Source organism: Pseudomonas syringae group sp. 243L2 (assembly GCF_032587875.1).
Lineage (GTDB): Bacteria > Pseudomonadota > Gammaproteobacteria > Pseudomonadales > Pseudomonadaceae > Aquipseudomonas > Aquipseudomonas amygdali.
In genome coordinates this window covers 1,000,742-1,015,085 of sequence record NZ_JAWHPL010000021.1, presented here as the reverse complement: position 1 = coordinate 1,015,085, position 14,344 = coordinate 1,000,742, and the positions used below count along the sequence as shown (strand labels likewise).

The window sequence follows — 14,344 nt, the reverse complement described above, 5'->3', positions numbered from 1 at the left end:
AAATTGAACGCTCGTTCAAGTTAAACCGGTGGTTCGCTGCCCGCTCACAACAGGAGGCTTACCCTTGCCGTATCCGCTTTTTGCAGTTGGTTTTATCAGTCCGGAGGCACGCAACCGATGAGCTCTCCGAGTACTTCTTCAAGCGGCAACGTCCGCATGAACGCTCCAGTGTTCTACTTCGCTGCGAGCTTTATTCTGATTTTCGGCATCGTTGTCATTGCCTTCCCGCAAGCCAGCGGAGAATGGCTGCTGGCGGCGCAAAACTGGGCGGCCAATACGGTCGGCTGGTACTACATGATGGTCATGACCCTGTATCTGGTCTTCGTGGTGGTCACCGCCTTGTCGGGCTTCGGCAAGATCAAGCTCGGTGCCGACCACGACGAACCCGAGTTCAGTTACCTGTCATGGGCCGGCATGCTGTTCGCCGCGGGGATCAGCATCACGCTGTTCTTCTTCTGCGTTTCAGAGCCACTGACGCACCTGCTGCAACCGCCGCAGGGCGAAGGCGGTACGGCTGAGGCCGCGCGTCAGGGCATGCAGTTGCTGTTTCTGCACTGGGGCCTGCATGGCTGGGGCGTGTTTGCCTTTGTCGGCATGGCGCTGGCCTACTTCGCTTATCGCCACAACCTGCCGCTGGCCCTGCGTTCGGCGCTGTACCCGCTGATCGGCAAGCGCATCAACGGCCCTATAGGCTATGCAGTCGACGGCTTCGGCATCATAGCGACCATTTTCGGCTTGGGCGCAGATATGGGCTTCGGGGTGCTGCACCTGAATTCCGGTCTGGATTACCTGTTCGGCGTGGCACACACCCACTGGATTCAGGTCGGTCTGATTACCCTGATGATGGGCGCGGCGATTCTGGTCGCGATAGCCGGTGTCGACAAGGGCGTGCGCGTCATGTCCGACATCAACATGCTGCTGGCCTGTGCGTTGCTGTTGTTCGTGCTGTTCGCCGGCCCGACTCAGCACTTGCTCAACACGCTGGTGCAGAACATCGGTGACTATCTGGGTGCACTGCCGAGCAAGAGTTTCGACGTGTATGCCTACAACGAGCCGAGTGACTGGCTGGGCGGCTGGACGGTGTTCTATTGGGCCTGGTGGATTGCTTGGGCGCCGTTCGTGGGCCTGTTCATTGCGCGTATCTCGCGTGGCCGGACCATCCGTGAGTTCGTCTTCGGTGTGTTGCTGATCCCGCTGGGCTTCACCCTGGCGTGGATGTCGATCTTCGGTAACAGCGCCATCGATCAAGTGCTCAACCATGGCATGACTGCGCTGGGTCAATCGGCCATCGATGATCCGTCGATGACCCTGTACCTGCTGCTGGAAACCTATCCGTGGAGCAAGACTGTCATTGCGGTCACGGTATTTATCAGCTTTGTGTTCTTTGTCACCTCTGCCGATTCGGGCACGGTGGTGCTGTCGACGCTTTCCGCCAAAGGCGGCAACCCTGACGAAGACGGTCCGAAATGGCTGCGGGTGTTCTGGGGTGTGGCGACTGCACTGATCACCAGCGGCCTGCTGTTCTCGGGCAGTATCGATGCGCTTAAATCAGCGGTGGTGCTGACGTCGTTGCCGTTCTCGCTGATCCTGCTACTGATGATGTGGGGCCTGCACAAAGCGTTCGTCATGGAATCCCAGCGCCAGATTGCGCAACTGTATTCGCTGGCACCAGTGTCCGGCTCACGACGTGGCGGCTGGCGTCAGCGTCTGAGCCAGGCCGTGCATTACCCGTCGCGAGACGAGGTGTATCGCTTCCTTGACCAGACCGTGCGTCCAGCGATTGAAGAAGTGACAGCGGTGTTTGTCGAGAAGGGCTTGAGCGTGGTCAACGTACCTGACCCTTCCAACGACTCGGTGACCCTGGAAATCGGTCACGGCGAAGAGCGTCCGTTCATCTACCAAGTGCAGATGAAAGGCTTCTTCACCCCTTCGTTCGCCCGTGGCGGCATGGGTTCCAAACAGCTGAACAACCGCCGCTACTACCGCGCCGAGGTTCACCTGAGCGAAGGCAGTCAGGACTACGACCTGGTGGGCTACACCAAGGAACAGGTCATCAACGACGTGCTCGACCAGTACGAGCGGCATATGCAATTTCTGCATCTGGTGCGGTGATAGGGGATTAAGAGCACCTGTCGTTCCTCACGCTCTGCGCCACGCCCCATGTTCAGGCGAGGACGCAGAGCGTCCAGAACGGCATGCGACGCGGAGCGTCGCACGATGGCTGAGGTCATCGTTCTACGCCCCCCAGCGTAGGCTCGAGATTGCGTCGGGCTCATGTACTCTCCCGCTCCACCAATCTGCACTCCAGCAAATTCAGCCGTTGTATGTCTCCCTCCACCGGCAACACGCCAAGGCTTTCAAGCACACGCGTTGCGGCCAGTACGCCGATCTCCAGCGCTGGCGGTTTGATGGTGGTCAGGCTAGGGAGCATCATTTCTGCGAAGGCGTAATCGCCAAAGCCCATCACGGCACAATCCTTCGGTATATGCAGGCCTGCGCGCTGGCTGGCGAGCAGGGCACCGGCTGCCAGGTTGTCGTTGGCGAAGAAGATGGCGTCGGGGCGCGGTATTTGGCTCATTAGTGTTTCCATGGCCTGTTTGCCTGCTTCGAACGGCGCCCGTCCGGCGTCCGGGACAAAGACCCACGGTTTGATGCCGAGCCCTTCAAGTGTGGCGATATAGCCGTCACGCCGCTCCAGTGCGCTGAAGTCGCCTGCAATGCTGTTCTGCACGAACGCGATGCGGCGGTAGCCCTTGTCGTACAAATAGCGGGCTGCCGTGACGCCGACGTCATAGTGAGAAAAGCCAATCTGGATCGGGCTGCGTTCGGGCTGGTGGTCCCAGGTTTCGATCACCGGGACATCGGTCTGCTCGATCATTTTCTCGGTAGCCGGGCTGTGGAAACGACTGGTCAGCACCAGTGCTGCCGGTGACCAGCCCAGAAACGCCCGCACTGCGCTTTCTTCCTGTTCGGCGGAAAAGTAGCTGGAGGCCAGCAGCAACTGGAAACCATGCTGGCTCAGCGTGTCACTGAAGCCCTGAATGGTGTTGGCGAAGATAGGCCCGGAGATATTGGGAATCACCATCGCTACCACCCGGCTGCGCGCCGACGCCAGGCCGCCTGCCACCAGATTGGGCACATAGCCCAGCGCATTGACCACGGCTGCAATTCGCTCACGCAGTTCAGGCGAGACTTGCTCCGGCTGATTGAAATAGCGCGATACGGTAATGGCCGAGACACCGGCCTCACGCGCCACTGCCGTTATCGTCACCCGGCCTGCGCCTCGGCGTTTGCGTGTCGCAGGTTTCTCGTCGGCCATGCTCGATCACTTCGTATAAAAGTAAAAAGAATATAAAACTAATTTTTCAGTATTGGACGATCTATTCGCCGTTTCCTGATACTGGCGATGTTAGCGCTAACAAAGATGGTTTGTCTGCTACTCGCCACCGCGAATGCCCGGACCCCGGTTTAGCCAGCAATCAACAGGCGCCAGTGCGTATCGCATTGTCGGATCAGGGCATATTTCAGGTAGGCACGCAGATGCACACAACACGTGGGGATGGCGTCAAATACACACTTCTGGCGCAAGCCATCGATCAGGCTCATGTGGCGCGGGGGCGCCGTTATGGCTGGCTGTTGATGGGGCTTGCGGCGTTGCCGTGGGTTCCGGCAATGGCAGATAACGCAGCAACGCAGAGCACTGAAACGGTAGCGCTGGAGTCCGTCACCGTAACGGCCACGCGCCGTGAAGAGTCGTTGCAAAAAGTACCGGTCGCAGTTTCGGTGATTCAGGGCGAGCAACTGGAGCGGGACAATCGCAACGGCGTGGCCAGCATCGTTCAGCAAGTGCCTTCGCTGAATTTCCGTACCGGTGCGTCCAACAAGGACACCTCGCTGTTCATTCGCGGTGTCGGCACCATTTCCACCTCGCCGGGTGTCGAGCCGACGGTGGCGACAGTGATCGATGGCGTGGTGTATGCACGTCCGGGCCAGGCCACGCTGGACCTGCTCGACCTTGAGCGCATCGAAGTGCTGCGCGGCCCGCAAGGTACGTTGTTCGGTAAGAACGCCTCGGCTGGCGTGCTCAACGTCACCACCAAGGCGCCGACCGAAGAGACCCACGGTTACATCGATCAGTCGTATTACAGCGGTAACGAAAGCCGCACCCGTTTCGGCATCGGCGGCAGTTTGATTCCGCAGACCCTCAAGGGCTCGATTACCACACTGTTCGGCAGCTATGACGGCAACGTCGACAACAAACTCAACGGTCAGGAAGTCAACGGTTACAACCGCAAGGGCGCGCGCGGCAAGCTGGAATTCACACCCAACGACGACATCACCTTCACCCTTGCCGCGGACTACATGCAGTCCCATGACGACGCGCCCAATGGCGTAGTGAGCAAGGCGCTGACCCCAGCGTTCGCCAGTGCGCTGTCACCGGTGCGCGCCGACAGTGACAACCGTGATGTGCTCAGTGATTACCGCAGCCATGTCGAGGACGTCAACAAGGGCCTGTCGGGCCAGCTTGACTGGCAACTGGGCGATTACACCCTGACCTCCATCACCGCCTGGCGGGGCTGGGATAACACCCAGTATCAGGATGGCGACCGTCTCGGCACCGTCACCGCTGCATTCCCCGGCACCGAAGACAAAGGCGATCTGGAGTTCAATCAGTACTCTCAGGAGCTACGTCTGGCATCGCCAAAGGGCCAGTTTGTCGAGTATGTCGGCGGTCTGTTCTATATGCATGGCAAGAGCGACGAGACCTACCAGCGCACGCTCATCACGCCAACCCGTCAGGACCGTGGTATCGCCGATTACAGCACCACCACCGACAGCTATTCGGTATTCGGCGAAACCACCTTCAACTTCACCCCGGACTTCCGTGCGATTGCCGGGGCGCGCTGGACCCACGATGATCTGGAATACGACCATCGCCGCGTTTCGACATCGGCGACCACGGTCAGCGGCATTCAGCCTGCGACCAGCAGTTCCGGTTCGGTGGACGAGGATGGCAAGTCCGGTCGGCTGGGTCTGCAGTACGACCTGAGCGACAGCGTGATGACCTACATCACCTACTCGCGCGGCTATAAAGGTCCGGCTTACAACGTGTTCTTCAACATGCAGCCGCGTGACACCGACGCTTTGAAACCGGAGACCTCGAACACCTGGGAAGTCGGGGTCAAGGCCACCACCTGGAACAATCGCCTGACCACCAACCTGGCGGTGTTCCATAGCGATTACGATAACTATCAGGCGAACTTCTTCGACAGCGTTGCCGGGCAGGTCGTTACGCGGCTGATCAACGCAGGCAGTGTCAGTACTGAAGGCGTCGAACTGGATTACGCCTTGCAGGCCACCCGTAACCTGAAATTCTCCGGCGCGCTGTCTTACACCAGGGCGCGCATCGACAGCTTTGCCTGCCCGGCCGGTGCAGCGGCGTCGTGCAACGTCGATGGCAAAACCCTGCCGTATAGCCCTGACTGGAAAAGCTACGTTCGTGCCGACTACACCATCCCGCTGGACAACGGTCTGGATATCGAGCTGGGCACCGATTACAGCTGGCAGAGCGAAGTGCAGTACGACATCAGCCAGAACCCGGACACCAAGCAGGGCGCTTACGGCATCTGGAATGCCAGCGTGGCATTGGCCGATTACAACAGTGGCTGGCGCGTGGCGCTGCTCGGCAAGAATCTGGCAGACAAGTCCTATTCGCCGATGCTGGCCACGGGTGGTAGCTATGTTTACCGGTCTGTACCGCGTGATGACGAGCGTTATTTCGGCGTACAGCTACGCAAGGATTTTTGAGTCGTGGCACGCGGTAACACAGTAAGGAGTGAAGAATGAGCACGACTGCTCGACAGATGAAACTCGGCGCTTTTCTGATGGCCACCGGGCACCACGTTGCGGCTTGGCGTCACCCTGATGTGCCTGCCGATGCAGGGCTGGATTTCAAGCACTATCGGCACGTGGCCGAGGTCGCGGAAGCGGCAAAATTCGATACGTTGTTCGTGGCCGACAGCGTGGCTGCCGCCACCGGCGATATCGCCAGCCGCATGGCCCGTTCTGATCATTTCGAGCCGCTGACCCTGCTCTCGGCGTTGAGCGCGGTGACCGATCACATCGGTCTGATCGCGACGGCGACCACCACCTACAACGAGCCGTATCACGTTGCTCGCAAGTTCGCCTCGCTGGATCACTTGTCCGGGGGGCGAGCGGGCTGGAATCTGGTGACCTCCGATGCCGCCGCCGAAGCGCAGAACTTCGGTCGCGCCGAGCATGTGGGGCATGCCGAGCGTTATAGCCGCGCACGGGAGTTTCATCAGGTGGTGACCGGTCTGTGGGACAGCTGGGCAGATGACGCGTTTACCCGCGACAAGACCAGCGGTGAATATTACGACCCGGCCAAATTACATGTGCTCAATCATCACGGTGAGCACTTCAGTGTCAAAGGCCCGCTGAACGTGGCGCGTTCGCCGCAAGGGCAGCCCGTGGTCGTGCAGGCGGGTTCCTCTGAAGTCGGCCGCGATCTGGCGGCGCAGACCGCGGAAGTGGTGTTCACCGCACAGACCTCGCTGGCCAGTGCCCAGGCGTTTTATGCGGACATCAAGGGCCGCCTTGGCGCATACGGACGTGACGCAGATTCGCTGAAAGTCATGCCCGGCGTGTTCATTGTCGTGGCCGAAACCGAGGCGTTGGCGAAAGCGAAATTCGAGTCGTTTCAGGAGCTGGTCGAACCTCAGGTGGGTGTCGCCCTGTTAGGCCGTATGCTGGGCAATTTCGACCTGTCGGGCTACCCGCTGGACGGCCCGTTGCCAGAGCTGCCGCTGACTGACAGCGGCCAGCGCAGCCGGCAGAAACTGCTCACCGAACTGGCCGATCAGGAAAACCTGACCCTGGCGCAACTGGGACGGCGGATTGCCGGTGGGCGAGGGCATTACAGCCTGATCGGTACGCCTGAGCAGATCGCCGATGAGCTGCAAACCTGGTTCGAACACGGCGCGGCAGACGGCTTCAACGTGCTGGTGCCGCATTTGCCGGGAGGTCTGGAAGACGTCGCGCAATTGCTGGTGCCGGAGCTACAGCGGCGCGGGCTGTTTCGTACCGAGTATGAGGGCACGACCTTGCGTGAAAACCTGGGCTTGCAACGGCCTGCTTACAAATTTTGATCGTTGCCGCATGCAAGTCCTGATGAGCGCAGAAAGCGGGCTTCTGCCCGCAGGGCGTGGGAGCGACCGGGGCGGTGGTCCGCATTGTTCGTGAAGACGGTATTTCAGACGATGAATTTTCAGTGCTTGTACCGGCCCTTTCGCGAACAAGTTCGCTCCCACGGCCTTCGGCCAGAATCAAAGGCAGATTTTTATACAGAATTAAGGGATCACCCATGAAACCATTCACGTTTATCGCCGCCATTCTGGCTTTCAGTGGCCTGTTCGGGACAGCTGCTGCCGACGAACCTGACACGCTGCGCATTGGCTATCAGAAGGGCTCGATCACGCTGGTGCTGGCCAAGGAACATGGCCTTCTGGAGAAGCGCTTTGCTGCTACAAAAGTCAAATGGATCGAATTCCCGGCCGGGCCGCAGATGCTTGAGGCTTTGAATATTGGCAGTCTGGACATTGCGTCCACCGGTGACATCCCGCCGATCTTTGCTCAGGTCGCAGGCGCAGACCTGGTCTACATCGGCGCAGAACCGGCCAAGCCACAGGCGGAAACCATACTGGTGCGCAACGAAAGCCCGCTGCACAGCGTGGCAGAGCTGAAAGGCCGCAAGGTCGCACTTCAGAAAGGCTCCAGCTCGCATAACGTGGTGTTGCGCTTGTTGAACAAGGCAGGGTTGACGTTCAAGGATATTCAGCCGATTTACCTGACCCCCGCCGATGCCCGCGCCGCCTTTGAAAACGGCAGTGTCGATGCCTGGGCAATCTGGGACCCGTACTACTCCATCGCCCTGAACGAAGGCCATAGCCGCCTCTTGGCCAATGGAGAAGGACTTGGACTGTCCGGGCCGTTCTATACCGCACGCCGGGCTTTTGCCGAGAAAAATGCGGCGTTTGTGCAGCAGGTTCTCGACGAACTGACGGTGGCCGATGGGCTGACTCGCTCGCAACGCAACGAAAGCATTCAGATCCTGGCGCGCAGCATGGGCTTGTCCGAAGCGGTCATCACTCAGTATCTTGATCATCGACCTGAATCACCGAGCCTGCCGATCACAGCCGAGATCGTGCGTGCGCAGCAGGCGACCGCCGATCTGTTTTACGACAACCACCTGATACCCAAGCGGGTCGATATCCAGCAGGTGGTCTGGCAAAAGCCATGATTCTCGCGTGGCGAGCAGACGCTTCTGGCTCGCCAACGCACCGCAAGACGCCTCGAATATCCCCCAGACAAGAGAGGATTCAATGACTTACATCGCTGCCGAAAATCGTTACAACGACATGCCTTATCGCCGTACCGGCCGCAGTGGGCTGGTGCTTCCGGCGCTGTCGCTCGGCCTGTGGCACAACTTCGGTGACAGCACGCCGATCGACACCCAGCGCGCCATGCTGCGCACGGCGTTCGATCTGGGCATCAACCATTTCGACCTGGCCAACAACTATGGCCCGCCCTACGGCAGCGCCGAGATCAACTTCGGTCGCCTGCTGCGCGAAGACTTCAAGCACTACCGCGATGAACTGATCATCTCCAGCAAGGCTGGCTGGGACATGTGGCCAGGGCCGTACGGGCAGGGCGGTGGTTCGCGCAAATACGTGCTCGCCAGCCTCGATCAGAGCCTGCAGCGCATGGGCCTGGATTACGTCGACATTTTCTATTCCCACCGTTTCGATCCGGACACCCCGCTGGAAGAAACCGCCAGCGCGCTGGCTACGGCAGTGCAGCAGGGCAAGGCTTTGTATATCGGCATCTCGTCGTATTCCGGGGCCAAGACCCGCGAAATAGCGGCGCTGCTCAAAGAGTGGAAAGTGCCGTTGCTGATTCACCAGCCGGCTTACAACCTGCTCAACCGCTGGGTCGAGAAAGACCTGCTCGACGCGACTGAAGAGCTGGGCGCTGGCGTGATCGCGTTTACTGCGCTGGCCCAAGGGCTGCTGTCGGACAAGTACCTGAACGGCGTGCCCAAGGATGCGCGGGTCAATCGTCCGGGCGGCGGCTCGTTGCAGGCTTCGCACCTTTCCGAGCAGAACATCGCCCACGTGCGTGCGCTCAACGAAATTGCCCAGCGTCGTGGTCAGAGCCTGGCACAAATGGCCCTGGCCTGGACGCTGCGTGACCCGCGCGTGACGTCAGCGCTGATCGGTGCGAGCCGTCCCGAGCAGATCATCGAAAACGTCGGCGCACTGAAGAACCTGGCGTTCAGCTCGGAAGAACTGGCCGAGATCGACAGCTTTGCGGTGGAAGGCGGAATCAACCTGTGGGAAAAACCATCACTGGCTGAGTGATGCGGTGCTGAGCTGCGCGTTACACGCAATTCCTGAGATGACTATCGTTCCCACGCTCCGCGTGGGAATGCAGTTCTGGACGCTCTGCGTCCTGCCTTGAATAGTAGGCGCGGCGCAGAGTGTTTCGAAATGCACGCCAATGCGGAGCATTGGCACCAATGACCATCATATAACCACTCAGCCCTCGTCAGCCTCGTCGTCATCCCCGCCGTCGACCTTCATGCCCAGTTCCTTGATCTTGCGGGTCAAGGTGTTGCGGCCCCAGCCCAGCAGCACGGCGGCGTCGCGGCGGCGGCCGGCGGTGTGCTTGAGGGCGGTTTCGATCATGATCCGCTCGAAAGTCGGTACAGCGCTGTCCAGCAGGCTGGACTGACCGCGAGACAACGCCTGGTCGGCCCACTGACGCAGCGCCTGTTCCCAGTTGGTGACCGGGGCGGCGTCCTGCGGCAGGCTCAGCAGTTCTGGTGGCAGATCGCTGATGTGCACTTCACGACCCGAGGCCATGACCGTGATCCAGCGGCAAGTGTTTTCCAGCTGTCGCACGTTGCCAGGCCACGGCAGATGCTTGAGGTATTCCTCGGTCTCGGCCTTGAGCAGCTTGGGTTCGACTGCCAGTTCCTGAGCCGCGCGGCTGAGGAAGTGCTTGGCCAGGGTCGGGATGTCTTCGCGGCGGTCCGACATGCGCGGAATGTGGATACGGATCACGTTCAGGCGATGGAACAAGTCCTCACGGAACTTGCCGGCCTGTACCAGGGTTTCCAGGTTCTGGTGGGTGGCGGCAATGATGCGCACGTCGACCTTGACCGGCGTGTGCCCGCCTACCCGGTAGAACTCGCCATCGGCCAGCACGCGCAGCAGACGGGTCTGGGTGTCGGCTGGCATATCGCCGATTTCATCGAGAAACAGCGTGCCGCCGTCGGCCTGTTCAAAACGACCGCGACGCAGGTTGGCCGCGCCGGTGAATGCGCCTTTTTCGTGGCCGAACAGCTCCGATTCCATCAAGTCCTTGGGAATCGCCGCCATGTTCAGCGCAATGAACGGCGAGGCCGAACGCGGGCTGTGGCGGTGCAGTGCATGAGCGACCAACTCTTTACCGGTCCCCGATTCACCGTTAATCAGAACAGTGATGTTGGAGTGGCTCAGGCGCCCGATAGCGCGAAACACTTCCTGCATCGCGGGCGCTTCGCCAATGATTTCAGGGGTGCGGGTCAGGGTCGGTGCGACGTCCAGGCCTTGCTGTTCCTGGGCGTGCTGATTGGCGCGTTTGACCAGCGAGACGGCTTCATCGACGTCGAACGGCTTGGGCAGGTACTCGAACGCACCACCCTGATAAGACGCCACGGCACTGTCCAGGTCCGAATGGGCGGTCATGATGATCACCGGCAGACGCGGATGCTGCTCGCGAATCCGCGCCAGCAGGTCCAGACCACTGGCACCGGGCATGCGGATGTCGGAAATGATCACGTCCGGCTGCTGACGGGCCAGACGGCTCATCACCCCGTCGGCGCTATCGAAGCTCTGCGTGGTCATGCCTTCCTGTTGCAAGGCCTTTTCCAGTACCCAGCGGATAGAACGATCGTCGTCTACGATCCAGACAGTTTCACTACGGCTCATGTCGAAGCTGCTCCTTGTTCCAGCGGCAGGAAGATCGAGAACGTGGTGTGGCCGGGATGGCTGTCACACTCGATCAGGCCTTGGTGCTGGCTGATGATGTTCTGGGTAATGGCAAGACCGAGCCCTGTGCCATCCGGGCGGCCACTGACCATCGGGTAAAAAATGGTTTCCTGAAGTTCGGCCGGAATACCGGGGCCGTTGTCGATGATTTCGATCTTGCTGACCAGCCGATGGCGAACGTGGCCGATAGTGAACTGGCGCATGGCGCGGGTGCGCAGGGTGATTCGTCCCAGGCGCAATTCGTTCTGGCCGCTGATGGCCTGCATGGCGTTGCGCACGATATTGAGCACGGCCTGGATCATTTGCTCGCGGTCGATCAAGACGTCGGGAATGCTTGGGTCATAGTCGCGCACCAGCGTGATGCAGCCCTGACTTTCGGCCTCGACCAGGCTGCACACTCGTTCAAGCACTTCGTGCACGTTGGTCATCGCCAGCGACGGCAGCTTGTTGGAGCCCAGCATACGGTCGACCAGATTACGCAAACGGTCGGCCTCTTCGATGATGACGTTGGTGTAATCCTTGAGGCTTTCTTCAGGCAGCTCGCGGGCCAGCAGCTGTGCGGCGCCGCGAATGCCGCCCAGCGGATTCTTTATTTCGTGAGCCAGGCCACGCACCAGCATCTTGGTGGTTTCCTGCTTTGACAACTGGGCCTCTTCCTTGGTAATGCGCAGCAACCTGTCACGTGGGTGCACTTCAAGCAGCAGCAGGGTATCGCCCTTGCTGAGAATCGGCGTCACGGCATAGTCGACAGTCAGTGTCTGACCGGTCAGTGCGGTGAGCATCGCTTCGCGCTTGGTGAAAGGATGAGCCTGTTCCACTGCCTGACGCAGCGAACTCAGTGCCTCAGCCGACTCGGTGAACAGCTCGCTGATGAATTGCCCATGGCTGCGCTGCCCGCTGATGGCGAGCAGCATTTCCGCTGCCGGGTTCATGTACTCAAGTCGCAGGTCGGCGTTGAGCAGAATGGTGGCAGTGGTCAGGTTATCCAGTAACAGTCTGTGCAGCGCGTCGCTGATAGTCATGAATCGTGTTGACCTCTTTTGGCACATTGCAGTTGCGCAATGCTGGTGCTGGTTGGTCTGCGCCAGCAGGAGCAAGGCCACCAATACGGTGCTGTCTCAGTGAAGTTGCAAAAACCAAACCAAGGCTCCGAAAAGAAGCGCTTTATCTGCAAAATCGGGCCGTTTTTCGAGCGAGTGCCCGCATACGGCGCTACTTTCAGTGCGTTCCTGAACCAAATTGGACTGTATTGTTGCGCGGGCGTGCAGGCGTCGCACCAAAAAGGTGCTTCTGCGTTGTCGAGGATCAGAAGAAAGGCAGGATGCTGCTTTTAGGCTCGGGCTTGTCCTTGAGCGGACACTCCGGGCGCACGCCGTAGTCATCCTCCTTGCAGGGATGAGTCGCGCGCTTTTGCGCGAGGGAAATGCGCTGCACGTGAAACGGCTGGATCGGCGTTTTTTCCAGGACACGGCCAAGTTCGTCGAAAATCTCTACCGATAATTGATGCGTGCCCCGATCCACATTGCTCAGCGGGAAGACAGGGCTGCGTCCGGCCTCGCCGACGGCAACGCCATCCAGCAATAGCCGGTAGCTGTGACCCGGCTGTAAAACCGGTTCGCTGGTGACGGTAACGATCAGATCGCCACTGGGATTGACCAGCGTGGCGTCCGGCTCGGGCACGAGAATTCTCAGCAGTTGATAATGAAACATGGGCTGCACGGCGGGTTTGGCGGGGTGCGCTTTCAGGGTTCGGGTCGGCGGGGTGCCGGTCATGTTGTTGCTGGGTGGAATATCAACGCGTGTGGCGTTCTTGCGCGGCTGGTCGGTAAACACCCGATTGCCTTGCGCGTCGATGTAGGTATAGACGTCGGCAGCGGCTGGCAGCGCTATCAGCAGCAGCAAGCAGATCAGCGCGCTGTGCATTCTGTGTCTGTTCATGGTTTGCCGAGGTGCACGCGTTGAATGGTCAGCGTAATGGTCTCGCTCTGCTGAATGATCCGCTCGCCGTCTTTCACCACTACCGCGAAACTGTGCTCGCCGCGATCGATGTTGACCACTTGAAAGCGCGGCAGGTTGGAGGGCTGCCCGTACAGGTTGCCGTCCAGCAGCAGTTGCAGGCTGTGAGTCGGTTGCAGACGCGGCTGGATCTTCACGCCAATGATGAACGTGCCGTTGTTGGCACGTAATGCTTCATCGGCTGGCAGGTCCGTCAGTTCCAGTACGTCGTAGGCCGTTTGTGGCTGTGGCTGTGGCTGAGGTTGTGCAGGGGCTGGTTGCGGGGTGCTGTTGACGACCGGTCTGGCGGGCGTCTGCGTTTCTATACTGTTGAGTGGCGGCAGCTCGACCACTTCGGTTTTGGTGCCGTTGGGTGGCTGATTGCTGAACGCAGTGTTGCCGTTCGCATCGGTGTACTTATAGATCTGCGCCAAGGCAGGCAGGCTGATCAACAGCAGCAGGCAAATCAGGCTTTGACGCATGAGACTCTCGGCAGCAATGGCACAATTGGCCGTCAGCATAGAACACATCGCCCTATGCTGCGCTACCCGCCTGATGTGTCAGAGGTTTGCCGAGCAAAGATCGGCGGTGGCCAGTACCAGCGCCTGATCATGAATCGGGTCGGTCTGATAACGCTTGAGCGCCATATCCAGCTTGATCCTGCAGTCTTCGGTCTTGCGCAGTGGCTGGAAGTCGGCATATGCCTGCAGCAGCTGGGTTTGCAGGCGATCCAGCTTCGGACGGATGTCATCGACCAGGCTGAGTCTGACCGTGTCGGGCGCTTTGCCTGCCGCGTGCCACTGGGCGAGCAGGGCGTTCTGCACCTGTTTATTGGCTTCGATCTGGGCGCGGAACAGACGTTGAACATCATCGGGGTTGAGCTTGAACTCGGCAGCGCGGGCCTGCGCTGCGCTGATCACTTGCTGTTCGCGTGGCGGGTCCTCTACCGCCTTGCCGCTGTCCCATTTGCTCAGGGCAACCTGATCGGCGATGGACAGGCGCTCGCTGATGGCTTGCAACAGCGGCTCGATAGCAGAGGGCTTCTGCTCGGCGGCGAAGGCGAAGCAGGAAGACATGCACGTCAGGGTCAGCAGGGAAGAGGCCAGAAGCAGGCGCATATTCAACTCCATATTGATCGGGGCGGGTTCAGAGTTAAGCCCGATTCTTGGGTATGCAGCCAGTGCCCGGTGGTGAAAAGAATTTCACGTTGCAAGGCTGCATTCCGCGTACGTGCT

The 14,344-nt window shown here is 59.8% G+C and carries 11 protein-coding genes; 5 read left to right on the top strand and 6 right to left on the bottom strand.

All coding sequences use genetic code 11. The features are described from left to right. Positions 1–156: 156 nt before the first annotated feature. Positions 157–2,112, top strand: coding sequence for a choline transporter BetT (betT, locus tag RYB66_RS17510; protein WP_004663279.1), 1,956 nt, complete (start codon positions 157–159; stop codon positions 2,110–2,112). Positions 2,113–2,272: 160 nt separating this feature from the next. Here betT and RYB66_RS17505 read toward each other — a convergent pair whose 3' ends face one another. Continuing rightward, a complete protein-coding gene (locus tag RYB66_RS17505) occupies positions 2,273–3,319 on the bottom strand; it encodes a LacI family DNA-binding transcriptional regulator (RefSeq protein WP_316884304.1) in 1,047 nt (348 codons plus the stop codon). Positions 3,320–3,492: 173 nt separating this feature from the next. Here RYB66_RS17505 and RYB66_RS17500 point away from each other — a divergent pair, with 173 nt between their 5' ends. The 4 genes from RYB66_RS17500 (at position 3,493) to mgrA (ending at position 9,440) form a co-directional block, all read left to right on the top strand. Continuing rightward, positions 3,493–5,808, top strand: a complete 2,316-nt coding sequence (locus RYB66_RS17500; RefSeq protein ID WP_316884342.1) for a TonB-dependent receptor — start codon at positions 3,493–3,495, stop codon at positions 5,806–5,808. A gap of 35 nt (positions 5,809–5,843) precedes the next feature. Beyond that, positions 5,844–7,169, top strand: coding sequence for an LLM class flavin-dependent oxidoreductase (locus RYB66_RS17495; RefSeq protein ID WP_046832901.1), 1,326 nt, complete (start codon positions 5,844–5,846; stop codon positions 7,167–7,169). 215 nt (positions 7,170–7,384) lie between these two features. Then, on the top strand, positions 7,385–8,320 hold the full coding sequence (locus RYB66_RS17490; RefSeq protein ID WP_005733877.1) for a sulfonate ABC transporter substrate-binding protein: 936 nt from the start codon (positions 7,385–7,387) through the stop codon (positions 8,318–8,320). 82 nt (positions 8,321–8,402) lie between these two features. Beyond that, a complete protein-coding gene (mgrA, locus tag RYB66_RS17485; RefSeq protein WP_316894977.1) occupies positions 8,403–9,440 on the top strand; it encodes an L-glyceraldehyde 3-phosphate reductase in 1,038 nt (345 codons plus the stop codon). 177 nt (positions 9,441–9,617) lie between these two features. Here the strand turns inward: mgrA and ntrC are convergent, their stop codons facing one another. The 5 genes from ntrC to RYB66_RS17460 form a co-directional block, all read right to left on the bottom strand. Continuing rightward, positions 9,618–11,054, bottom strand: a complete 1,437-nt coding sequence (gene ntrC, locus RYB66_RS17480) for a nitrogen regulation protein NR(I) (protein WP_002555721.1) — start codon at positions 11,052–11,054, stop codon at positions 9,618–9,620. Next, positions 11,051–12,136 carry a nitrogen regulation protein NR(II) gene (gene glnL, locus RYB66_RS17475; protein WP_002555720.1) on the bottom strand — a complete coding sequence of 362 codons (1,086 nt, stop codon included), beginning with the start codon at positions 12,134–12,136 and terminating at the stop codon, positions 11,051–11,053. Before glnL ends, ntrC begins: the two co-directional genes overlap by 4 nt. A gap of 283 nt (positions 12,137–12,419) precedes the next feature. After that, positions 12,420–13,037, bottom strand: coding sequence for a DUF4124 domain-containing protein (locus tag RYB66_RS17470; RefSeq protein WP_029241094.1), 618 nt, complete (start codon positions 13,035–13,037; stop codon positions 12,420–12,422). 11 nt (positions 13,038–13,048) lie between these two features. Beyond that, complete coding sequence (locus RYB66_RS17465; protein ID WP_080900655.1) at positions 13,049–13,591, bottom strand: DUF4124 domain-containing protein; 543 nt, start codon at positions 13,589–13,591, stop codon at positions 13,049–13,051. 78 nt (positions 13,592–13,669) lie between these two features. Then, on the bottom strand, positions 13,670–14,227 hold the full coding sequence (locus RYB66_RS17460; protein WP_054996175.1) for a chorismate mutase: 558 nt from the start codon (positions 14,225–14,227) through the stop codon (positions 13,670–13,672). Between the last annotated feature and the right edge of the window lie 117 nt (positions 14,228–14,344).

Excerpts from the sequence above, each read along its gene's own strand:
- betT (WP_004663279.1), top strand. The coding sequence starts at position 157 with ATGAACGCTCCAGTGTTCTACTTCGCTGCGAGCTTTATTCTGATTTTC.
- RYB66_RS17505 (WP_316884304.1), bottom strand. The coding sequence starts at position 3,319 with ATGGCCGACGAGAAACCTGCGACACGCAAACGCCGAGGCGCAGGCCGG.
- RYB66_RS17495 (WP_046832901.1), top strand. The coding sequence starts at position 5,844 with ATGAGCACGACTGCTCGACAGATGAAACTCGGCGCTTTTCTGATGGCC.
- RYB66_RS17490 (WP_005733877.1), top strand. The coding sequence starts at position 7,385 with ATGAAACCATTCACGTTTATCGCCGCCATTCTGGCTTTCAGTGGCCTG.
- mgrA (WP_316894977.1), top strand. The coding sequence starts at position 8,403 with ATGACTTACATCGCTGCCGAAAATCGTTACAACGACATGCCTTATCGC.
- ntrC (WP_002555721.1), bottom strand. The coding sequence starts at position 11,054 with ATGAGCCGTAGTGAAACTGTCTGGATCGTAGACGACGATCGTTCTATC.
- glnL (WP_002555720.1), bottom strand. The coding sequence starts at position 12,136 with ATGACTATCAGCGACGCGCTGCACAGACTGTTACTGGATAACCTGACC.
- RYB66_RS17470 (WP_029241094.1), bottom strand. The coding sequence starts at position 13,037 with ATGCACAGCGCGCTGATCTGCTTGCTGCTGCTGATAGCGCTGCCAGCC.
- RYB66_RS17465 (WP_080900655.1), bottom strand. The coding sequence starts at position 13,591 with ATGCGTCAAAGCCTGATTTGCCTGCTGCTGTTGATCAGCCTGCCTGCC.
- RYB66_RS17460 (WP_054996175.1), bottom strand. The coding sequence starts at position 14,227 with ATGCGCCTGCTTCTGGCCTCTTCCCTGCTGACCCTGACGTGCATGTCT.